The following is a 21941-nucleotide window of genomic DNA, read 5'->3' as shown; positions in this document are numbered from 1 at the left end:
AGGGTAACGTCCCGGAACGCAGACGGGGCGCAGATGAGGAAGCCAGACAACTTCTCAGGCAAGTGGCTTGACGGGGCGCTAGATTCACCGCATCAAACCCCAATCCATCCTCTTCGTTTGCCCAGGAGTCAACCCATGAAAAAACTGCCCGCCCGTTCCGCCCTGCTGACCACCGCCCTGCTCGCCGCCGCCTCTGCTGGCGTGGCAAGCGCACAGAAGACCCAGTTGGAATTCTGGACCATCAGCCTCGCGCCGCTGTTCAACGACGAGATGAACCGGCTGGTGACGCAGTTCGAGAAAGAGAACCCCACCGTGTCGCTGAAGTGGGTGGACGTGCCCAGCAACGCGATGGAGCAAAAGCTGCTGGCCGCCGTCGCCTCGGGCCGCCCGCCTGCCGCCGTGAACCTGTCCTCGGATATGGCCGTGAAGCTGGTGCAGCAGGGCGCGCTGGAACCGCTGACGCTGGACGCTGCCGCCAGGAAGCTGTACTTTGAGTCGCCGCTGTCCACCTTCACCTTCGACGGCAAGATCATGGGCGTGCCGTGGTACTGGGCACCCAAGGTGGTGGCGTACAACACCGACATCTTCAAGAAGGCCGGGCTGGACCCCAACAACCCGCCGCGCACCATCCAGACCATCATTGCCGCCGCCAAACAGATCAAGGACAAGACCGGGATGTACGGTTTCATGCCCAACATCGGCGGCATCAACATGCTGTATCTGTTTCAGGAAGCGGGCCTGCCCATTCTGGACAAGAGTGGCAACAAGGCGGTGTTCAACAGCCCCGAACACATCAAACTGGTGCAGCAGTACGTCGATCTGTTCAAGGCGGGCTACATCCCAGAAGACACCATGCGCCGGGGCTACACCGCCGCCACCGAGCTGTATTCATCCGGCAAGCTGGGCATGCTGATCACCGGGCCGCAGTTCATCATCCGCGTGGAAAACGACAACAAGGCCATCTACAACCTGACCAAGGTTGCGCCGTACCCGATCAATCTCGCCGGAAACGTGATCCACACGCCGCTGATGGGCTTTACCGTGCCCAAGGGAACCAAGGACAAGGCGCTGGCGCAGAAGCTGGCGCTGTTCCTGACCAACGACGCCAACCAGCTCCAGTTCAGCAAGGTCACCAAGACCACCTTTCCCAGCACGGTCAAGTCCAGCACCGACAAGTTTTTCAAGCAGGGCGGCGACTCGGCCATCGATCAGGGCAAACTGGTGGCCAGCACCGAGCTGAAGAAGGCCAAGGACCTGACCCTGAATTACCCGGACGCCAGCAAGTTGAACAAGGTCTTCAAGGACAACATCGAGGGCGCGATGGCCGGGCAGAAGACGGTCAAGGCCGCGCTGGACGACATCGTGAAAGCCTGGAACGCCAGCCTCTGAGAATCTGGACAGCAATCGGGGGTGTTCGGGGTGGCCCGGATGCTCCCGGCTTTTATTTGGGGGAGTGAGACAAGTGCAAGGCGAGCTTTGCCCGCCACCCCCCTCCCCAGCCCTCCCCCGCAAGGAGGGAGGGAGTCAAAAGCCCTAGTTGTGAGCAAGCCTCCTCCAATACAAACGTCATCAAAGTCAAGCTCACAAAAGCTCCTCCCCACCTGCGGGGGAGGCCGGGAGGGGGGAACCGCAAACGCCTCCCCAGCGCCACCGTCTCCCAACTCCTCAAAGGACACAGCCATGCCCAGAACCTTGATTACCCTCAGCGCCGCCCTACTCATTGCCACTGCCCAAGCTGCCCAAGCCCAGATCACCCCCATCCCCGACGCCCGCGCTCAGATTCCGTCTACCCAACTCGTGCCGCAGCCGAAGCGGACGGAGTTCCCCGCCGGAACGCTGGCGCTGACGGGTCTGGGCATCCGCACGGTGGGCAAGGCCCCCGAGCTGGGCTGGGCCGCCCGTGACCTGCGCGCCGAGTGGAAAGCGCGGCTGGGAGCGACGTTACCGGATGCCTCAGTGGGCAAGCCTGCCATCGTGATCGGCACACTGGCCGACGCTGATCTGGCTGCAAAAGCAAAGGCAGCGGGCCTGACCACCACCGCCACCGAGGGGTACGCGCTGTGGGTAGATGCGAGCGGCGCTTACATCGTCGGCGCAAACGCGAAAGGCGCTTACGAGGGCGCGCAGACGCTGCGGCAACTGCTGACGCCTGCGGGCCTGCGCTTTGCCAGGATCAGCGATTCACCCGCGCTGAAGGAGCGGGTGGCGATGATCTACCTCGATCAGTACAGCAAGGGCGTGAATGACGCGCTGATTCCGATGCTGTCGGCGCTGAAATACAACGCCGTGCTGGTCATGAGCAATTACGTGCAGTGGGACACGGCAAAGGCGGGCGGTTACGCCAATCCCGGCGGCGCGAGCAAGGCCGAGGCGAGGCGCGTAGCGGCGCTGGCCCGCGAACACGGCCTGGAGGTCATTCCCCTCATCGAGACGCTGGGGCATGTGCAGTGGATGTACTACGGCGGCGCGAACAAGGATCTGTATCAGGACCCCGACAGCCAGAATCCCTACGCCTACGACACCCTCAATCCCGCCACCTACAGCCGCGTCCTCTTCCCCATTTTCAAGGAGGCGACGGAGGTCTTTGGGGCCAGGACCATCCATATCGGTCACGACGAGGTCCGCAACCGGGACCGCTTTCCCGCGCGTCCCAACGGCAAGGCGGCAGGCTTCGAGAAGCTGTTTGTGGACGACACGGTCAAGATTCACGATTACCTGAAAACTTTGGGCGTAAACACCATGATCTGGCACGACTCGGCCTTCTCGGATTCGGTGATTGCCAGCCTGCCCGCCAGATTGCCCAAAGACATTCAGGTGGCGTACTGGAACTACGCGCCGGGCAACGATTACCCCATCGTCGGGCAGATCGCCAAATTGGGATTCCCGGTGCTGGGCGCGTCCTGGGATGAGGCGGGCAATGCCGAGGGGGTGGCAAAGGCCGTGCAGAAAGCGGGTGCGCTGGGCATGATCCAGACGCGCTGGACCGGGTATTTCGGCAACCCGAGCATCTGGGACGGACAGGCACAGCAGGGCGTGGCCTACGTGCGGGCGGCAGGCGCGTTCTGGAACCCGGACGCCAAACCCGTGACCAATGCGGAGGCGCTTTACCGTGACCTGTACGCGCCCGTGGCGTACAAAGCCACAGCGGGCGCAACCGTCAGCCTGAAGCCGCTGGCCACACGCAGCCTGACCGACGACGACGAGAAGGGCTGGATCGGCAAAGGGCCAGACATTGACTTGCGAAACCTGAAACCGGGTGTTCAGCAGATCGGCGCGTACAGGTTCGACATCTCGGGCGCGGTAATGCTCAAGGGCGCGCGCGGAGCGGTCAGCGATCTGCCCACGAAAGTCAGGATCGAGATCGGGCGCAGGGCCGACGCTGTCGCTTTCTTGCACACCACTGGCTGGCCGTCTGCCGTCGCGCGCGAGAACATCGGGCAGTACGAGATCGAGTACGCCGACGGCACAAAGCTGGTGCAGCCGCTGGAATACGGGCGGCACATCCGCGCCTGGACGGACCTGCTGCCCACGTCCATGATCCCGGCTCCGGGCTGGGCCGGACAGACGGCAGACGGACTGGAAGTGAATATTCCCGTGCTGGAGTGGAAAAATCCAAAACCGAGCGTGGTCATCAGGTCCATTACGCTGGTCAGCGAGGGCAGGAACGCCAATCCGACGCTGCTCGGTCTGACACTGATCGGCGGCCAATGAGCCACTGCACACCTGTTTAGAGTTTTTCAGTGACTAGACAGCTTGACACCCCCTGCTCCCGCCCCTAACCTGTGCGCACGTTCACTTTTTCTCACGGCCCTCATCCCACAGCGGCGCGTCACAGCGCCACCACAGATGTCTGGCCCCGGAGGTTTCATGAAGAAATTGATCCTGACCGCCCTGCTCACGGCCTGCGCCACCGCCACCCCCGCTTTTGCGGCCACCCTGGTGTTCGGCAACAACGGCGAACCCGTCAGCCTGGAATCGGGCAACATCACCGACGGCATCAGCATTCTGGTTCAGCGCCAGATCTACGACACCCTGATCGACTTCAAGGACGGCACCACCGACCTGGTGCCCGGCCTGGCCACCTCCTGGACGCCCAACGCCAACTCCACCGCCTGGACCTTCAAACTGCGCCCGAACGTGAAGTTCCATGACGGCACGGCCATGAACGCCGACGCCATCGTCTTCAACCTGCGCCGCTGGTGGGACAAAGCGGACGCCTACGGCTTCCGGGACCAGGGCCGCACCTTCGAGATCGTGGGCGACCTGCTGGGCGGCTTCAAGGGCGATCCCACCGCCGTCATCAAGGACATCGTCAAGGTGGACAACATGACCGTGCGCGTGGACCTGACCAAGTCCAGCACCGTGCTGCCCAACGTGCTGGCCGCCGGCTACTTCGGCATCGCCAGCCCCACGGCGATCAAGAAGGACGGCGCGAAGTACGGCACCCCGGCCAGCAAGGCAGTGGGCACTGGCCCCTTCATCTTCCAGAGCTGGCGCACCGGCGACCGCGTGATCCTGACGCCCAACAAGTCGTACTGGGGCGTCAAGCCCAAGGTGGACGAACTGGTGATCCGCAGCATCAAGGACGCCAGCCAGCGCCTGAACGAGATGAAGGCCGGCACCATCGACTTCGCCAACGACCTGACGCCCGACAGCCTCAAGAGCGTGCAGGCCGACAAGAATCTGGTGGCCGTCAAGCGCCCCAGCTTCAACGTGGGCTTCGTCAGCATGAACAACAACAACCAGTACCTGAAAAACCAGAAGGTCCGTCAGGCCATCAGCATGGCGATTAACAAGAAGGCCATCGTGGAAGCGTTCTGGAACGGTCTGGCCGTCAGCAACGCCAGCTTCGTGCCGCCCGTGCTGGCCTGGGCCAACAGCAGCAAGGTGCCCGCCGACTACAAGTTTGACCCAGCCGCCGCCAAGAAGATGCTGGCCGACGCGGGCTACCCCAACGGCTTTGCCATCGACCTGTGGTACATGCCCGTCAGCCGCCCCTACTTCCCCAACCCCAAGCCGATTGCCGAGGCGATGGCCGCCGATCTGAGCGCCATCGGGATCAAGGTCAACCTCAAGACCGAGGACTGGGCCAAGTACCTGCAAGACCGCAACGCCACCCCCGGCTTCGACATGTACATGATCGGCTGGACCGGCGATTACGGCGATCCCGACAACTTCTACGGCGCGTACTACGGCGAGAACGGCAGCAGCGACATAAGCTGGAACCCACCCGAACTCCAGAAGCTGCTGGAGCAGGGCCGCGCCGCCGCCACCCAGGCCGCCAAGGCCAAGGTGTACGCCCAGATTCAGGAAATGACCTATGACGCCGCGTACCGCGTGCCGATTGTCCACAGCCAGCCGCTGGCCGCCGCCCGCAGCTACGTCAAGGGATGGGTTCCCAGCCCGCTGGGCAGCGAAGCCTTCAACACCATCGACATCTCGGGCAAGAAGTAAAACCTGAGCCGCACCGGAGTGGGGGGCAGATTTCCGTCTGGGAGGTCTGCCCCTCTCCTGTCCCCAGGCGTCTAAAGGTCCAAGGGTCTAAAAGCTACAGGACGCCGTAGACTGCCCGCACGCCATACACTTCGGCCTGATCCCGTTTTCCAACCCTACCCGTCTTTGTTCCGGTTTCGCCCACAGGCGCGAGGCCAAGGAGGTCTGCTTTGGGCAGTTACCTGATCCGCCGCATTCTGCGGACCGTGCTGGTCATGCTGGGCATCAGTCTGGTGGTTTTTGTCTTTGTGCGTTCGATCCCAGGCGATCCCGCCGTCGCCATGCTGGGCGAGCGGGCCACCCCGGCGGCGGCGGCAGCCCTGCGCGAACAACTGGGCCTGAACAAACCGTGGTTCTTCAATCCGGCCAATCCGATGGACGCGCAGTATCCCAAGTACATCGGCGCGCTGCTTCAGGGGGATCTGGGATCGGGGCTGAAAAGCAACATCCCGGTGATCAACGAACTCAAGACGCGCTTTCCGGCCACCGCCGAGCTGAGCATTGCCGCGCTGCTGTTCGCGCTGGTGGTGGGCATGCCCGCCGGGATTCTGGCGGCCCTGCGCCGCAACAGCGCCTGGGACAATCTGGCCACCGGCATCAGTCTGGTGGGCGTGAGCATGCCGGTGTTCTGGCTGGGGCTGCTGCTGTCGTACTTCTTTGCCGTCAAGCTGGGCTGGCTACCCCCCAGCGCCCGCCTGGGCTACGAGTTCACCATCCAGCCGATCACCGGCTTTTACCTGATCGACTCGGTGCTGCGGGGCAATGCCGGGGCGTTCTGGGACGCGCTGAAGCACCTGATCCTGCCCGCCATCGCACTGGGCAGCATTCCACTGGCGATCATCTCGCGCATCACGCGCAGTAGCCTGCTGGACGTGCTGGGGCAGGATTACGTGCGTACTGCCCGCGCCAAGGGACTGGCCCCCAACTCGGTGACCATCAAGCACGCGCTGAGAAACGCGCTGCTGCCGGTGGTGACCGTAATCGGCCTGCAAGCGGGCGCACTGCTGGGCGGCGCGGTCCTCACCGAGACCATCTTCTCGTGGCCGGGCATCGGCTCGTGGGTCTATGAGGCCATCGCGCAGCGCGATTACCCGATCATCCAGGGCGGCGTGATCTTCGCGGCACTGGTGGTCAGTGTGGTCAATTTACTCGTCGATTTGAGCTACGCGGCCCTTGATCCCAGGATTCAATACGGATGATGGCGAATTGCGATGAGTCGAAGACGAATCCGAGCGGAGCGAGAAGCAACAGTAACTGGATGGCGCAGACGGAAAGCTCTGCGATGGGTTGTTCGCAGAGCTTGGAGTCGAAGCCATTCGGGATGAGGAGGGAAATTCTATGACCACCACCACACCCTCTGCCACCGCGCCCGCCAAAAAGCAGGAGAGCATCTTCTGGCGGCGCTTCCGCAAGAGTACCCCCGGCAAAGTCGGCGGCATTATCGTCATTCTGTTCGTACTGCTGGCGGTCTTCGCGCAGGTTCTGCGGCCCTATGACCCCACGACGGACCGCAATTACCGCCTGAATCTCAAGCCGCCCAGCATCACGGCGCTGTGGAACCCGGACGCCAAGGAGATCTACACCGACGCAGTAACGGGCAAGACAAATCTGTGGGCCGCGCCGTTCGGCACCGACAATCTGGGCCGCGACGTGTTCACGCGCGTGCTGCACGGCACCCGCATCTCGCTGAAGGTGGGCGTGGTGGCGACGATCCTGGCGCTGGTCATCGGCTCCCTGCTGGGCGTGCTGGCCGGATATTTCGGCGGCTGGCTGGACAACGTGCTGGGCTACCTGAGCGACGTGATGCTGGCCTTCCCCAGTATTCTGCTGGCCATCGGGTTTGCCAGCATCTTCAGCGTGGACAATCCGCCGTTTCTGATCGCGGCGATGGACCGACTCTTCGCGCTGAGCAGCCCACAACTGGTCACGGCCATGCTGGCGGTGTCGCTGGTGCAGGTGCCCGTTTATCTGCGTCTGGCCCGCAGCGTGGTCCTCAGTGTGCGCGAGCGCGAGTTCGTGCAGGCCGCAGGCGCACTGGGCGCGTCGCAGTGGCGCATGATTTTCCGACATGTGCTGCCCAACAGCCTGTCGCCGCTGATCGTGCAGGGCGCGCTGAGCATCGCCACCGCCACCATCGAGGTGGCCGCGCTGGGCTTCCTGGGCATCGGCGCGCAGCCCCCCCTGCCGGAATGGGGCACCATGATCAGCGATTCGCGCTCGTACTACGTGGATTACCCGTGGACCATGATCTTCCCCGGCCTCGCCATCTTCCTAACCGTGCTGGGCTTCAACTTGCTGGGCGACGGCCTGCGGGACGTGCTGGACCCGCGCAGCACGCAGTAAAAGGCGTTCCTCCGTTCTTCCCCTCTTCTTTACGGAGAGGGGTTTTTCAGTTATGCCAGCGCTTATGCCAGTGCCGCAACGGCTCCGGTCAGTTCCTCGGCATGGAAGCGCTGACCGGTGGCGTGGGCCAGTTGGCGGGCCAGACGGCGGGCATACAGCTCGGTCATGTCCAGCAGCGTCGCCCCGCCGGGAGCGATGCGAAGCTGGCCGGTCAGATCGATAATCGTGTGGTACGGCTGGGCCAGACCCGCCGGAAGGTGGCCGCCGGTCAGCACCAGCAGGTCCGCCCGTTCGGCCAGGCCCTCCAGCGCAGAGTCCTGACGGCTGATGGGAAAGGCGCGCACACCTGCCGGGAGGTCACGCGCCGCCCGTTCGGCGTCCGGGGTACTGGCTGCCGCCACACCCACCGCCGAGAAGCCCATGCGGGTCAGCGGCAGGGCCAGCGCCAGATCATGCACATCGGTTCCCAGCAGCAATGCGCTGGCCCCGCGCGAGGCGTAACCGCTGGCTTCCAGCGTGTCTCCCAGGGCGTCGGCCAGGGCAAAAGTTCCGTGTGCGCCTGCCGTGAAAGCCACCGCGTCCACCCGGCCCACGCGGCGGGCAGTAGCGTCTGCCTGGGTGGCGTCCAGGGCGCGGGCCTCCTGACTGCGGTGGATCAGCGCGCCGCTGAAGCCCAGTGTCATGCAGGCGTCCATGACCTCTTTCAGATGATCCGTGGGGGTAGAAAGTGCCACCAGCCCCAGCTCCCGCAGGGCGCGGGCGGCGGGGGCTGGGTAGCCGATCAGGGCCAGGGGCGTGTCAGACGCTTGCATTGTGGTCAGTGTAGCAATGCGCGGACGTCAGACGCTTGGGGATGGACGCCCAGGCATGGACTACAGCGCCATTCTTCCCTGACGCAGGGCGCGCAGGCCAGCCAGAACCACCAGCACGGCCCCGGCGATCACGCCCACCGCCACCAGCAGCGTGTCCGGGCGGGCCAGATACACACCCAGGAAAGCCCACAGCAGCACGGCGGCAAACGCATAATCGCGGTAGCGCAGCAGGAAGAAGGTGCCCACCAGCCCCGCGATCACCACCAGCAGCGCGGACCACAGTTGCGCGCCGATACCCAGTACGCCGCTGGTAACGCCCGCACTGACCAGGAAGGCGGTGATGTTCGCCATCGTCGCCACGCTGATCCAGGCCAGATACAGGCTGGCCGGAACTTGCAGCGCCCAGAATTCGCCGCTCAGGGGTTGCAGACCGCGCACCGTCAGGTACAGCGAGATCAGGCTGCCCAGCAGCAGCAACATGATCACCACGCTGATGCCGAAGTTGAGGCTCTGGAAGGCGAACAGCCACGCCACGTTCAGCAGGTTGCCCAGCAGATATGGCCAGAACAGGCGGTCATAACGGGGACCTCGCTGGGCGGGCAAAGCCTGATACACCGCGAACACGGCCAGCCCCAGAAAAATCGGCCCCCACACCGCGAAGGTCAGCCCGGCGGGTGTAAACGCGTTGGGCAACGAATCGCTGATGCCGCCATTGGTGTTGCCAAACAGCGGCAGCGCGTTGCTGAGGTAATTCATCACCAGAGTCAGCACTGTTGCCAGCACCAGCGTCACTTGCCGCGCGATTCCTGTCATGGACCGATCATACGAGGCACAGCGAAAAACATCCGTCGCATGGATGACGGATGAAGGGGCAGAAGATAATTGTCGTGGCTCTATGCCGCGCCGGGATACCCGCGCTCGAACTCCAGTTGATGTTCCAGATCATCCAGCGACTGGCGGTACAACTCGCCGCAGAGTTCCGGCAACACGGCCAGAAAAGTCGCGGCCTCCGGGAGCGTGGCGTGGGCGCTGCGGTGTGTCCAGCCGGGTCCCTCCGCCATCAGGCAGACGCGGCCAGAAGCCAGGAGAAACCGCACGCGGCCCTGGTCTGTCCGCGTGTCGCTGAAGTGGCGGGTAACGTTCATAACACAGCATATTCCGGGCGGCCTGACCGTTTCATCACCTGAAATGATGAGACCTTTAGATACGGACAGGGCAGAACCACCCACCGCACTTTGTCTCAATACTTATAGAAACCTTCCCCGCTCTTGCGGCCCAGCAGCCCCGCCTGCACCATCTTTCGCAGCAGCGGCGAGGGGCGGTACTTGTCGTCTCCCAGGCCCGTATGAAGCACTTCCATGATGCTCAGGCAGGTGTCCAGGCCGATGAAATCCGCCAGCGTCAGCGGTCCCATCGGGTGATTCATGCCCAGTTTCATGATGCCGTCGATGGCTTCCGGTTCGGCCACGCCTTCCATGACGCACTGGATGGCCTCGTTGAGCATGGGCATCAGGATGCGGTTGGACACGAAGCCGGGGAAGTCGTTGCAGGTCAGGGGCGTCTTGCCCATCTGCTCGGCGGTCTGGGTGACGAACTGCGCGGTCTCGTCGCTGGTGGCGTAGCCGCGAATCACTTCTACCAGCGCCATCAACGGCACCGGATTCATGAAGTGCATGCCGATAAAACGGTCCGGGCGGCCCGACGCCGAGGCCAGCGCCGTGATGGGAATGGAACTGGTGTTGCTGGCGAGGATGCCCGACGGCTTGACGATCTGCCCCAGTTGCTCAAACAGGGCGTTCTTGACCGCCTGATTCTCCACGATGGCTTCCACCACCAGATCGCAGTCGGCAAAGTCCTGCATATGCGTGGTGAATTTGATGCGGGCCAGGACTTCGGCGGGCGCGTCGCTGAGCTTGCCCTTCTCTTGCAACTTGGTGAGGCTCTTTTCGATGACGCCCCGGCCCCGGTCCAGATATTCCTGCTCAACGTCCTGAACGATCACGTCAAATCCACTCTGCGCGGCCACCTGCGCGATGCCGCCGCCCATCTGCCCTGCTCCGATGACTCCGAATTTCATAATGGCTCCTGCGTCGCCTGTCTAGAGGTCTAAGGGTCTGAATGTCTAAGGGCCAGAGATGGGGCATTTGACGCACTAAATGGCGTAATTGCCCGGCAGAGGGTCAGTAAACAGTCTCTGCTTAGACCCTCAGACCCTTGATACTTAGACTTCTCTCACTCCACCAACGCCACGCCTTCAAGCTCCAGCGCCCGCCCGCGCTTGACGGGCGTGAACGGCGTGAAGGCGTACTCCGAGCAGCCTTCCAGTACGAAGGGATCGTCCTTGAAAATGTCGCGGAGTTGTTCCTCGCTCTCGGCCTGCGCCATCAGCACACCGCCGGTATTGTCCAGCTTGCGCCCGGAGGTCAGGAACACGCCGGAGCGGTAATGCTGATCCAGCCATTCGCGGTGGCGGGGCGTGACGGCGGCCAGCTCGTCGCCAGACTTGGTGTAGCGGCTTTCAATGATCCAGAGGGTGGGTTGCGACATGCCCTAGCCTAACCGCTTGACGGCCAGCGCCAGCCCATTGCCCCCGCCCATGCACAGGGTGGCGATACCCGTTTCCTTGTCCTGCTGCTTCATGGCGTGCAACAACGTAACCAGAATCCGCGCCCCCGATGCACCAATCGGGTGGCCCAGCGCCACCGCGCCGCCGTTGACATTGACTTTTTCCGGGTCCAGGCCCAGCTCGTTCATCACGGCGATGCTCTGGACGCTGAATGCCTCGTTGAGTTCCCACAGGTCCACGTCGGCAGCAGTCCAGCCCAGCTTTTGCAGCAGCTTGTTGGTGGCGGGAACGGGGGTCATCATGACCCACTCGGGGGCCAGACCGCCCGTCGCGTAGTCCACGATCTCGGCCAGGGGGGTCAGACCGTGGGCGGCGGCGGCTTCCTCAGACATGATCAGCAGGCTGGCGGCGGCGTCGTTCAGCCCCGGCGCGTTGCCCGCCGTCACGGAGCCATCTGTCTTGAAGGCGGGTTTCAGACGGGCCAGCGTCTCGGGACTGGTGTCGCTGCGCGGTCCCTCGTCGGTGTCCACCACGGTATCGCCCTTGCGGCCCTTGACGGTCACGGGGACGATCTCATCCGCAAAGCGTCCGGCCTGCTGCGCGGCAATCGCCCGCTGGTGGCTGCGGGTGGCAAAGGCGTCCTGTTCCTCGCGGCCAATGCCGTACTTGTCTGCCACGCGCTCGCCCGTCATTCCCATGCCCTCGTCGTTGATGCTGCACCACAGGCCGTCCTGCATGTTGGCGTCCAGCACCTGCGCGTGGCCCAGGCGGTAGCCCTTTCTGGCCCCCGGCAGCAGATAAGGCGCGTTGCTCATGCTCTCCATGCCGCCCGCAAGAACGGCGCTCTGATCGCCCGCGCGGATGCTCTGGGCGGCCAGGATCACGGCTTTCAGGCCGCTGCCGCAGACCTTGTTGATCGTCAGTGCGCCGACCTCGTTGCTCAGGCCCGCTTTCAGGGCCGCGTGCCGGGCCGGGTTCTGTCCGCTTCCAGCCTGGACCACCTGACCCATGATGACTTCCTCAATCACATCCGCCGGGAGGCCCGCACGGCGCAGGGTTTCGGCCAGGGTGATGCTGCCCAGTTCCACGGCGCTCACGTCTGCCAGCGCCCCTAAAAACTTGCCCGTCGGCGTGCGAGACGCCGCCACGATCACTGCTTTGTTCATGACAGGCAGGATAGCGCGGCCAGCCTAACGGGCGTTAGGTAGGGCGGGACAGCTATCCTCTGCCCGTGAGTCTGGACTGGAGCAATTCATGAGCGGCGTGACCCTGGGCCTGCTGGCAGCGCTGGCGTGGGGTTTCGCGGACTATCTGGCGCAACCGGCCTCGCGTCGGATGGGGGCCATGCGGGCGTCTTTCGCAGCGCAGGGCTTTGGCGCAGCAGCGCTGCTGCTCTTTTTGCTGCTGACCGGAACGGGCCTGTTTCCCACAGACGCGGTGGCGTGGGCCTGGGCGCTGGGGGCGTCCACCCTGATGACGGCGGGCGGCCTGGCCTTTTACCAGTCGCTGGGACTGGGGCAACTGGCGGTGGTGGCCCCGATCATGGGCAGCTACGGGGCCGTGACCACCGCGCTGGCGTGGCTCAGCGGCGAGAGGTTGAGCCTGATGACCGGCCTGGGCCTGCTGGGCGTGCTGGCGGCGGTGGTGCTGGTGTCTCTACCGCAGAAAACGGAGGGCTTTCAGTCCACCCCAGCGCAGATTCAGGGCGCGTGGTGGGCCATCTTCGCTGCCGTGGCCCTGGGCGCGGGCTTCTTCGTCATCGGCTACGGCCTGACCCCCCGCGTGGGCGGTGTGCAGGCGACGTGGATTTTGCGCCTCTGCACGCTGGTCCTGACCTTCGCCACCTTGAAAGTGTGGCAGAGGCGGCGCACAGGCCCCCGCCCCACCGACGGGCCAGGGGCGCTGAAATACGCCGGGTGGTCCGGCCTGCTGTCCACCGGGGCCATCCTCGTCACTGCGCTGGGCCTGGGACGCGGCGAAGACAGCATCGTGACTGTGCTGGGCAGCATGTCCATCGTGTTGACCACGCTGCTGGCGCTGTTTCTGAACCGCGAACGCCTGGGCGGCGTGCAGTGGGCAGGGGTGGGGCTGGCGATCCTGAGTACCGTGCTGGTGGGCCTCAAGTAGAGGACGGTTCCCACCACGGTCGGGCCACGAAGCCACCACGCTCCTCAGCCTTCCGCGCCCGCAAGTCCTCCAGCTCAGCCCTGCCCACGCCGTCCAACTCCGCCAGCGCGTACACGACTTCCAGCACGTCTGCAAGTTCCAGCACCTCGCCGGATTCCAGATACTCGGCCACCTCCTCCCCCAGTTTGTTGCGGAGGGCGGAGCGAAAGTCAGTCGGGTCCAGGGAGTGGGATTGGCCGCCGAACAACTCTGGAATGCGGTCGCGCACGAGTTTGCCCATCTGGTAAGGATACGTTTTGCAGCGTTTCCGAAAATGAAGATGGCAGGCGAAAAGCGCAAAAGACCCATGCCACACGCCATCTCCTTGCCTCCCTTCTGAGGGAACGTGCTCCCAAGGGGCGGACTCGCAGAACTGCGAAGCAGAGGGGTCAACCGTGGCAGCCACCCCACAAAGCAGCGCAACAAGATCTCCCTTTGCCCTCACTGAAACCGCCCGCCCCGGCGTGGTAATTTGCCCCTATGTTTGAGTCGCTGGGCAACAAGTTGCAGGACATCCTGGACCGCGTGGGCAAGGAGCGCCAGCTCACCGAGTCGCAGGTCAAAGCCGCCATGCGCGAGATTCGGATGGCGCTGCTGGAAGCCGACGTGAATTTTGGCGTCGCCAAGGAATTCGTGGCCAAAGTCTCCGAGAAGGCGGTGGGCCAGGAGGTCTCGGGCAGCCTCAACTCCGGGCAGACCGTGGTGAAGCTGGTCCACGACGAATTGATCGAAACGCTGGGCGGCAAATCCATTCAGCCGGAGCTGAAGACCGAGGGCAACGTGTGGTTCATGGTGGGTCTCCAGGGGGCGGGCAAGACCACCAGCACCGGCAAACTGGCCCTGCACTACAAGAACAAGGGCCGCCGCGTGCTGCTGGTGGCCGCCGACACCCAGCGCCCCGCCGCGCGTGACCAGTTGGAAGTGCTGGCCAATCAGGTGGGCGTGCCCGTGTTGAAGGTGGCCGACGGCGAAACCCCCGCCGAGACCCGCCGCCGCGTGGACGAACACCTCAAAACCGATTTTCGCGATCTGGTCATCGTGGACACGGCGGGACGATTGCAGATCGACGAGACGCTGATGGACCAACTGGCGGACCTGCAAACCGCCATGCAGCCCAGCGAAACCCTGCTGGTGGTGGACGCCATGACCGGGCAGGAGGCGCTGAACGTGGCGCAGACCTTTGACGAGCGGGTGCAGGTCTCGGGCCTGATCATCACCAAGATGGACGGCGACGCGCGCGGTGGGGCGGCCCTCTCGGCGCGCAGCGTGACGGGCAAACCGATCTATTTCGCCGGAACCAGCGAGAAGATTTCTGGCCTGGACGCCTTTCACCCGGACCGCGTGGCCGGGCGCATCCTGGGCATGGGCGACGTGCTGGGGCTGATCGAACGCGCCGAGATGGCCGACATCAAGGCGATGGAGGTCAAGAAGCCCGGCGACTTTGACCTCGAAGACCTGCTCACGCAGCTTCGCCAGATTCGCAAGATGGGGCCGCTGGGAGACCTCCTGAAGCTGATTCCCGGCATGAGCCGCGCGCTACCCGAGGGCTTCAACGTGGACGAGAAGCAGATTCAGCGCATCGACGCCATGATTTCCAGCATGACCCTCAAGGAACGGCGCAACCCCAAGGTGATCGACGGACGGCGGCGCAAGCGCATCGCGGCAGGCAGCGGCCACAGCGTGCAGGACATCAACAAGCTGCTCAAGATGCACGAGCAGATGAAGGGCATGATGAAGATGCTGGGGGGCATGAGCGGCAAGGGACCAGGGGGCAAGATGCCCAAAATGCCCAACCTGCCGCCGAGCGCGCGGCGTTAGGCTCAGTGGAAGGGCGGCTTGACATTGACACCCAGGGCCGCCCTCCGTATACTCATCCCCGCTGCAAAAACGCCATGCGTGGGCGCAGCATTTGGATCGTTAGCTCAATCGGTAGAGCAGCTGACTTTTAATCAGCGGGTTCTCGGTTCAAGTCCGAGGCGATCCACCACACGGAAACGCAGTCCAGCACTGCGTTTCTTTCTTTCTGTCTCGCGGTGAAACGAGCGAATTTCTGATCAAAATGTGTAATCCGAGTGTAATGGGCAGAGTGAGGGGTGCGTCTCGGACTGTCACAAGTAGCGTCGTAGCAGTACCGATCTGCCTGAAATTCCCGCTATTCTGAGTTATGCCTGAAGACAACAGCACGCCTAACAATCCGGTGTCAGCCTTGATCGATAAGCTCGTCGGGCCAGTTTACGATGACTTGCTCAAACCTACGATCCAAGAAGTTGGCAAGGGCGTGGGCGGTCTGGCTAGCTATTACATGCATGGTTGGCAAGCACAGGGAGTCATTGCCAGAGCAAACTTAAATCTCTTGCAAGAAACTTTAGAGCCGAAGCTTGAAGCAATTCCAGAAGAAAAACGCATTCCAGTTGACCCTGCCATATTAGTACCAGCTCTGGAAGCTTCAACATACACAGCTCAGCACGTAGACATTCGAGAAATGTATGCTAATTTATTGGCATCTGCTGCTAATATCGATAAAGTTAGTTCGGTTCATTTGTCATTTGTTGAGATAGTGAAGCAAATGTCTCCATTAGATGCTCGAGTAATGCACAGCTTTACTTCTAAAACTCGTAATTTTATTCCTTTGGTAAAGCTCCTCTATAGGATTGATAATACAGAGTTCGATAGCCAATTGCACATCACAGACTTGATGAATGTAGAAGGTAGTGTCAAAGAAGTTGAAATATCAATCGAAAATCTTATGAGATTAGGTTTGATAAAAGTCACGTATGATAAATGGATGGCTAAAGACGACGACTACTTACCGATAGTAACCTTAATTCAAACTGCTAATGCTGAAATTACAGACGCTCGATATAATCCCTCGCGCATTTCGGCAGACTATGATGCTCAAGGCAAAAGCATTCCCGCTCATTATCAGCCAGGCATTGCTAATCTAACGTCTTTCGGAAGTGCTCTGCAATTAGCTTGCATGTGAATCAGCGAATGTTTCCAAAGCTTACTCAACTTGTCCGAACAGCACCGACGCTGGAATGGCGTTCTGCTGCATCTCCTCGTGGTAGATGTGGCGGTACACGTTCAGCGTCATCATCGGTGAGGCGTGACCCAACTGGCGCGACAGCACTTCAACCCGGACACCCACTCTGAGCGACAGCGAGGCGAACGTGTGCCGAAGATCATGGATTCGGATGCGAGGCACGTCCGCCGCCTTGCAGATCGAGTTCATGTGGTTCTTCAGATTGTCCGGCCCGAGCGAGTCGGCATTCTTGGAGCTGGTAAAAACGAAGTCATTCTGGAAGGACTTATCACCGAGCCGCTGACGAATCTCGGACTGCCTGCGCTTGGCTTCCAGAAGCACCTCCACAGCGTCGGGCGAGAGATAGAGGGTACGGCGGCTGGTCTTCGTCTTGGGGCGCGTCAGCAGCTTTTCCTTGCCCGCGCAGTGCAGTGCTTGCTCAATACGGACATAGGGCAATTTGGCATCTAGAAATACGTTGGTCCATGCCAAGCCACATGCTTCGCCTCGGCGTACACCCGTCAGCAACATGAACTTGAAAACCATGCCCCAACTGTGGACATCACAAGCGGCGGCGAAGCGGGCTGCTTCAGAGGGGCTGAAGACGTGAAGGTCATCGTTCTCGGTGTCCTTGCTCGTCACCTGTGGTTTCTGACCCCGCGCTGGGTTACGGACCATCAACTCGTCTTTGAACGCCATTTCCAGTACGCCATGCACTACCGCGTGGGTGAGGCGGAGGGTATGGGCTTCGGTCACGCCTCGATCTTGCAAATCGACGTAGAGCTGTCGGACATGGCTGGGGCGGAGGTCCTTGAGCTTGAGGGCCTTGAATCTGTCGCTGATGTACTTGGTGGCACTGTAGCGGTAGCCGAGGCTGGTGCGCTTGGCCCTTGATCGGTCCTTGTCTTGCAGCCACGTCTCCAGTTGCTCGCCAAAGGTGATCTGCGTGGGCTGAGCAACCAACCCGCGACTGAGTTCGGCCAACTTCTGAGCGCGGGCCAGTTCGGCCTCTTTCGCTGTGGGAGCGGTGCCGTTGTATCGGCATCCCTCGTAGGTCAAATGCCAGCGGAACCCTATGTTGTTCTTGTAGACTCCTGTTGTTCCCATAGGGGCAACAGTATCAAGCCCACTGACTCAAGTACACAGCACCCATCTATTGGATCAACCAAATTGAACATGCTATCCTTGCAAACAATGTCCAGCACACCGAAGAAAGCGAATATGCTCGAAGATTGGGGCGTCACTTATGAAGAACTCGGTGAAGCCTTAGAAGAGAATCCTAGTTTGCGCGGAATGGTTTTCGGATACGTCGCGGAGATCAAGCTGCGTCACGTTATTGAGGGCAATTCTTTAATTACAGCGTCACAAAAAGATGATGATCATGACAGAAAGAAGAAAGGCGATAGAAGATTTATTTATAAAGATGAAGAGTTCACAATTGAAAGCAAGTCACTTCAAACAAAAACTGTAAAATTGATTAAAAATAGCGACGGGGAAGTTATAAGTCATACAGGTAAGGCTCAGGTTGATGCTAGTGACAGACGAAAAATAGAGATGCCCGATGGAGAGATGTTGGAAACGACTTTGCTACGCGTGGGTGAGTTCGACATACTCTCAGTTAACTGCTTCGCATTTGAGAAAAAATGGAGATTTTTATACAGCAGAAATGCCGATCTGCCTCGCAGTTCTTCTTACAAGACGGAATATAACGAACACCTAATCTCTTCTACTGTATCTGTTCAATATCCACTTGAAGCGGATAGTAATTTTACGGAAGATCTTTTCGAACTTTTAGATGAGCTAGTTAACGAAAGAAAATCTCGCCGGGCTAAAGGCGAAATTCCTCAAGAGTCGATGATTATAGAAGCAGGCGGCGATGTTATTACTGCGGTTGAAGAATAACTCCATTAGCGACTTGCTGTTTGCGAACTTTTTTGAACACTAAAAAATATGAATGATTCTTGCGAGCGTGTCTTTGATCTTTTAGACTGGAGACGCCCGGCTTGTTATTGCGCACTAATATGAATAAATCTTTGCAATAGAATCCCATAGACTCGTAAGCTGTAATAATTTCAACATGTGTGAGTCTTTGCTTATTTGCGCTCACCTCGTCTTGGCATTTAACGATAAATAATCCATCTTGGCGCAATACGCGCCAACCTTCTAGACCACCCTTCACATATAGAGCTAGAACCGTGTCATGCCATTTTGAATCGTCACTCAGAATAACTGGATGTCGTTCTAAATTAGCTCTTAACTGCCAAGTTGCTATAGAAGCCCCTATAAGCGGCTGTGCTTTGCCATTTGAGTAATGATGGCGGAATGCAAGGTGCGTGCCAGAGCTACCTAGATGATCCGTATTCTTTCGCAGTAAACCTTCTTGATAAGGCGGGTCAAACACTAGACAGTCGAGGCTGGCAGCTTCAAATGGCAAGTTTCTCGCATCCACACCTGTATTTACTGGCACATCATGATTTATATCGTGGTCAGTCTTAGCGTCGAGGTCAGAAAAGCGAAGCTGGTACGAGTCCTTCTCAATCAGCTTCCAGAAAACGCCTTTGCCGTAAGTCACGTCAGCGACAAGCGATCCTCTAGGCACATGCAAATCAAGTATGTCTTTGAACAGTTCTGAATTCAGCCCGACGCTGGCTGAGACAACAACGTCGCTCGTTGCCCCGCCTCCCTGTGTGCGCTTGACAACTGGAGCAGTCTCAATCGGCTCTGGCACTTCGGGCGGTTGAGGGATAACTGAATCCTTGCGCGGTCTGCCTCGTTTCCGCTTCTGCGGCTCAATACTGTCAGGGACGGCAAATAAAGTTTGTTGGGTGCTGTCAGCCATTACCGCACTGTATAGCGGGTGGATGAACGGCGTACAGGTCCAGCCGATAAAAAAGCGGCCCTGAGAGCCGCCGAGGTTGTCTGCCTCACTGTGGATGTCATTCCAAAAGAATGGCCTCAAGCCTCTGGCTTTCTAGCTTGTAGGAGCAGACAAAGTTTGTCCTGAGCATCGCTCCGAAGCTGTTCTGGCTATCCACCCAGCCTGCCCAGGACTTGTTCCCGTTTTCGTTGGACTGGACACTGCCGATTTTTGTCGCTGAACTGGCGAATTGAGCCGTTGACGGTGCTTTGAGTTTGTCCTTGACAGCATCCTGGCACATGACCACGAACGTCCCCACGTCCAGCTCTTTGTCTGCGCGGGCGGCTTGAGCGGCTCTGGCCTCGGCTGCCGCTTGTGCTGTCGCTCGTCTGGCTGCGGCCTCTTCATCTCTCCGTGCTTGTGCCGCTGCTGCTTCTTTCGCCTTGCGTGCCTCTACTGCTCGCTGGGCGGCAAGTTCAGCCGCCGTAAATTTCTTCAAGTCAACACGCAAAGCCTTCTGCTTGCCAGTATCCCAATCTACCGACTGAGCATGGTAGCCGTCTGCACTGGCCTTCACGGTGTAGCTGGAGTCGGTGAGCTTGACCTTCACAGGCGACTGCGTGTAAACCTCTCCGTTCAGTTCCACCTGTGCGGCTGCGGGCGTGAATGTCAGTGTCACATCGCTGTTGGGCAGGAGTTGGCCTCCCAACCCCATAACCACAATGCTACCCAGCAAGAGACCGCCAGCAAGAGGGCGTCCCCTGAGCTTGAGGAGAGGCGTGACGCCCCGGACTAACCCGATGAGTGCCAGAATTCCGAGCACAAGACCAGCGATGATGACAATGCTTCCAAACATAAAGAACCTCCGTGCAGCACGCTGCTGAGGCACTGTATATCGCCATATATGACGACGCCCTATCAGACGACACCACCGAGCGCGAAAAGCACACGCTCAAGGGATGACCGCTTCTGGCCCGCTCGATGACTCACAACGCCAAGAGCGGCTCGAAAAGTTAGGCCAGCGCATCAAGCAATTGCGCGAGGAGCGGAGGTGGAGCCAAGACACGTTCGCCCATCTCGCTGGGATGAACCGCGCCTATCCCAACAAAATTGAGAAGGCTAAAATTGACGTGCGGTACACCACGCTCGTCCGCATCGCCCACGTCTTCGGCATGACTGTAGGAGAGCTGCTGACCTTCGACAATGCCCCATCAGATTGATGCCGGAAGCCAAATAGTGAAAGAGAATATGTTTTGAGCTAAACTGACTTATGACCGATACGATTCCCTGGATAGATTCAGAAGCTCATCAAGACGGCGGAGAGATTCTGGACCTCATGGCCGATATGGGCTATGCCTTTAACTCCGTTCAGGAGTTGCAGCCAGACAGAAAGTACATGTGGCACGCCGTGGTTCGTACTCAAGGGGACAATGACGCTTTCGCTCGGCAGCATGTCAGCTTGAAGAAAAGCGGCTGGCCCTACACCTGTCTCTGGACTCCTTGGCTCGGCACATTCACTCCTACTGAAGGTGGGGAGCGTCTCACCCATGACCTCGAACAGATAGCCCGTCAATACGAAGACTTGAACATCGTCGGCCTGATCATCGAACCGCTCGGTGTCTTCTGCCGCGACGTACCTTCACCACACGTCAATCCTCCCCAACCTGTCGCCCTGTAAGACGGAACCCACCTAGGCCAGAGTTCTGCCTTCGGTGGGTTCTCCCGCGCGTTCTGGCGGCGATGGTGAGGGTTCAGGCTGGTTCGTGGTCGTCTTCCTCCTCGTCCATATCGGCGATCTTCTTGCCCAACTGCTGAGCCTGTAACGCTCGAAGTTGAGCCAGGTTTCGCATTAAGGCTCGGTCCAGGCTGCCCTCGTAACGCATGACCAGCCCCAGCGTGTGTTCGTTGGGAATGGACTTCACGGCCTGTTGTTCTGCGAGCAGTCCATCTACCCGGTCAAGCCAGCGCACGAGATCAGCTCGCGCCCCTCGAAGGTTTGCGGCAGTCTTGTCGGCAGGTGGCGTCAAGCAGTGCAAGTGTTCCGCCGCGCCTCTCAGCGTGTCCAGATGATCGGCCACCCCTGCCGGAGCAGGTTTGAACAAGCCTGCGTCTTCGGCGGCGGCGGCCAGACGGAGCAGGGCCGCAGGGAGACTGAGCGCCGCCTGTCCTTGCGCCATCAACAGCTCGGTCATCATGATCTCGGCGGAGTCCGGGTAAGCCGCCGCCTCAAGCGCTTGACGCGCCTGACTCTGGGTGGTGACTTCTTGCCAGTGGTACAGCTTCTCGCGCCGCCAGAGCGTGTAGGCGATGCCCTCCACGAGCTTGCCTTCCAGATAGCCGACGGGCTGTAAATCGGCCTGAAGCTGTGCCAGATGCTCTTGGTAGGCTTCCTGCTCGTTCTCGGTGAGAAAGCGGGCGCTAACGCCGTGCTTGAGACCGTTGAGCCGCGTCCTGAGCGTCCCGGCGCTTTTCTGCTTCGTCGTGGCGTTCATGTTCATCAGTTTCTCCTTTGAATTTGCGTTCTTTCGTTCAAAACATCAATAAAGATTGAACAGCCTCTAAATCTGAAGTTCCCCCGCTTGCGTTCTGTCTTCGTTAGCCCTACCAAGTTTCCCTATTTGTGTTCATACATTTTGATTTGCGATTTGAATAACGCAAGTCCGTTTCCCATGCGAATGAACA

The 21941-nt window shown here is 60.3% G+C and carries 22 protein-coding genes and 1 tRNA gene; 12 read left to right on the top strand and 11 right to left on the bottom strand.

The window, feature by feature from the left end; genetic code table 11:
- Positions 1-135 precede the first annotated feature (135 nt).
- The 5 genes from BOO71_RS20815 to BOO71_RS20795 all read left to right on the top strand — a co-directional run bounded on the left by BOO71_RS20815 (position 136) and on the right by BOO71_RS20795 (position 7836).
- Positions 136-1389 (top strand): ABC transporter substrate-binding protein, encoded by a 1254-nt coding sequence (locus BOO71_RS20815; protein ID WP_075835646.1) that lies wholly within the window; start codon positions 136-138, stop codon positions 1387-1389.
- Positions 1390-1680: 291 nt separating this feature from the next.
- Positions 1681-3711, top strand: a complete 2031-nt coding sequence (locus BOO71_RS20810) for a glycoside hydrolase family 20 zincin-like fold domain-containing protein (RefSeq protein ID WP_075835644.1) — start codon at positions 1681-1683, stop codon at positions 3709-3711.
- Between the two features lie 156 nt (positions 3712-3867).
- Positions 3868-5454, top strand: a complete 1587-nt coding sequence (locus BOO71_RS20805; protein WP_075835642.1) for an ABC transporter substrate-binding protein — start codon at positions 3868-3870, stop codon at positions 5452-5454.
- Between the two features lie 209 nt (positions 5455-5663).
- On the top strand, positions 5664-6692 hold the full coding sequence (locus BOO71_RS20800; RefSeq protein WP_075835640.1) for an ABC transporter permease: 1029 nt from the start codon (positions 5664-5666) through the stop codon (positions 6690-6692).
- 139 nt (positions 6693-6831) lie between these two features.
- Positions 6832-7836, top strand: coding sequence for an ABC transporter permease (locus tag BOO71_RS20795; RefSeq protein ID WP_075835638.1), 1005 nt, complete (start codon positions 6832-6834; stop codon positions 7834-7836).
- A gap of 62 nt (positions 7837-7898) precedes the next feature.
- On the opposite strand, the gene BOO71_RS20790 is transcribed toward BOO71_RS20795, so the two are convergent.
- The 6 genes from BOO71_RS20790 to BOO71_RS20765 all read right to left on the bottom strand — a co-directional run bounded on the left by BOO71_RS20790 (position 7899) and on the right by BOO71_RS20765 (position 12380).
- A complete protein-coding gene (locus BOO71_RS20790; protein ID WP_075835636.1) occupies positions 7899-8648 on the bottom strand; it encodes a shikimate dehydrogenase in 750 nt (249 codons plus the stop codon).
- A 60-nt stretch (positions 8649-8708) separates the two neighbouring features.
- Positions 8709-9461 (bottom strand): tryptophan-rich sensory protein, encoded by a 753-nt coding sequence (locus BOO71_RS20785; protein WP_075835634.1) that lies wholly within the window; start codon positions 9459-9461, stop codon positions 8709-8711.
- Positions 9462-9541: 80 nt separating this feature from the next.
- The gene (locus BOO71_RS20780) at positions 9542-9793 is read right to left on the bottom strand and encodes a hypothetical protein (RefSeq protein WP_075835632.1); all 252 of its coding nucleotides are present in this window, start codon (positions 9791-9793) and stop codon (positions 9542-9544) included.
- Between the two features lie 95 nt (positions 9794-9888).
- A complete protein-coding gene (locus BOO71_RS20775; protein ID WP_075835630.1) occupies positions 9889-10725 on the bottom strand; it encodes a 3-hydroxyacyl-CoA dehydrogenase family protein in 837 nt (278 codons plus the stop codon).
- 155 nt (positions 10726-10880) lie between these two features.
- Positions 10881-11195: a YciI family protein gene (locus BOO71_RS20770; RefSeq protein WP_075835628.1), complete on the bottom strand. Its 315-nt coding sequence runs from the start codon at positions 11193-11195 to the stop codon at positions 10881-10883.
- Positions 11196-11198: 3 nt separating this feature from the next.
- The gene (locus BOO71_RS20765) at positions 11199-12380 is read right to left on the bottom strand and encodes a thiolase family protein (RefSeq protein ID WP_075835626.1); all 1182 of its coding nucleotides are present in this window, start codon (positions 12378-12380) and stop codon (positions 11199-11201) included.
- Positions 12381-12468: 88 nt separating this feature from the next.
- Here BOO71_RS20765 and BOO71_RS20760 point away from each other — a divergent pair, with 88 nt between their 5' ends.
- Positions 12469-13341, top strand: coding sequence for a DMT family transporter (locus BOO71_RS20760; RefSeq protein ID WP_075835624.1), 873 nt, complete (start codon positions 12469-12471; stop codon positions 13339-13341).
- Here the strand turns inward: BOO71_RS20760 and BOO71_RS20755 are convergent.
- Positions 13334-13621, bottom strand: a complete 288-nt coding sequence (locus tag BOO71_RS20755; protein WP_075835622.1) for a nucleoside triphosphate pyrophosphohydrolase — start codon at positions 13619-13621, stop codon at positions 13334-13336. The two genes, BOO71_RS20760 and BOO71_RS20755, sit on opposite strands and share 8 nt — an antisense overlap.
- Positions 13622-13860: 239 nt before the next feature.
- Between BOO71_RS20755 and ffh the strand changes: the two genes are divergently transcribed.
- From ffh to BOO71_RS20740, 3 genes are all read left to right on the top strand, one after another.
- Positions 13861-15198 (top strand): signal recognition particle protein, encoded by a 1338-nt coding sequence (gene ffh / locus BOO71_RS20750; protein ID WP_075835620.1) that lies wholly within the window; start codon positions 13861-13863, stop codon positions 15196-15198.
- 93 nt (positions 15199-15291) lie between these two features.
- Positions 15292-15367: transfer RNA gene (locus tag BOO71_RS20745), tRNA-Lys, on the top strand.
- A 177-nt stretch (positions 15368-15544) separates the two neighbouring features.
- Positions 15545-16363, top strand: coding sequence for a DUF4393 domain-containing protein (locus BOO71_RS20740; RefSeq protein ID WP_075835618.1), 819 nt, complete (start codon positions 15545-15547; stop codon positions 16361-16363).
- A 21-nt stretch (positions 16364-16384) separates the two neighbouring features.
- Here the strand turns inward: BOO71_RS20740 and BOO71_RS20735 are convergent, their stop codons facing one another.
- Positions 16385-17509, bottom strand: coding sequence for a tyrosine-type recombinase/integrase (locus tag BOO71_RS20735; protein ID WP_075835616.1), 1125 nt, complete (start codon positions 17507-17509; stop codon positions 16385-16387).
- A gap of 87 nt (positions 17510-17596) precedes the next feature.
- On the opposite strand from BOO71_RS20735, the gene BOO71_RS27250 reads away from it, so the two are divergent.
- The gene (locus tag BOO71_RS27250; RefSeq protein WP_139323093.1) at positions 17597-18304 is read left to right on the top strand and encodes a restriction endonuclease; all 708 of its coding nucleotides are present in this window, start codon (positions 17597-17599) and stop codon (positions 18302-18304) included.
- Here the strand turns inward: BOO71_RS27250 and BOO71_RS27245 are convergent.
- Positions 18285-19241, bottom strand: a complete 957-nt coding sequence (locus BOO71_RS27245; protein ID WP_139323092.1) for a site-specific DNA-methyltransferase — start codon at positions 19239-19241, stop codon at positions 18285-18287. The genes BOO71_RS27250 and BOO71_RS27245 overlap by 20 nt on opposite strands.
- A gap of 97 nt (positions 19242-19338) precedes the next feature.
- A complete protein-coding gene (locus tag BOO71_RS20725; RefSeq protein WP_075835614.1) occupies positions 19339-20115 on the bottom strand; it encodes a hypothetical protein in 777 nt (258 codons plus the stop codon).
- A 103-nt stretch (positions 20116-20218) separates the two neighbouring features.
- On the opposite strand from BOO71_RS20725, the gene BOO71_RS20720 reads away from it, so the two are divergent.
- Both BOO71_RS20720 and BOO71_RS20715 read left to right on the top strand, forming a co-directional pair.
- Positions 20219-20479, top strand: coding sequence for a helix-turn-helix domain-containing protein (locus BOO71_RS20720; protein ID WP_075835612.1), 261 nt, complete (start codon positions 20219-20221; stop codon positions 20477-20479).
- Positions 20480-20529: 50 nt separating this feature from the next.
- Positions 20530-20937, top strand: coding sequence for a hypothetical protein (locus BOO71_RS20715; protein WP_075835610.1), 408 nt, complete (start codon positions 20530-20532; stop codon positions 20935-20937).
- Between the two features lie 73 nt (positions 20938-21010).
- Here the strand turns inward: BOO71_RS20715 and BOO71_RS20710 are convergent, their stop codons facing one another.
- Positions 21011-21757, bottom strand: a complete 747-nt coding sequence (locus tag BOO71_RS20710; RefSeq protein WP_075835608.1) for a hypothetical protein — start codon at positions 21755-21757, stop codon at positions 21011-21013.
- Positions 21758-21941 lie beyond the last annotated feature (184 nt).

The sequence above is a fragment of the Deinococcus marmoris genome (assembly GCF_001949125.1).
Classification (GTDB): domain Bacteria; phylum Deinococcota; class Deinococci; order Deinococcales; family Deinococcaceae; genus Deinococcus; species Deinococcus marmoris_A.
Note: the sequence above shows the minus strand (reverse complement) of the source record. Positions and strands in the feature narration are given on the sequence as shown.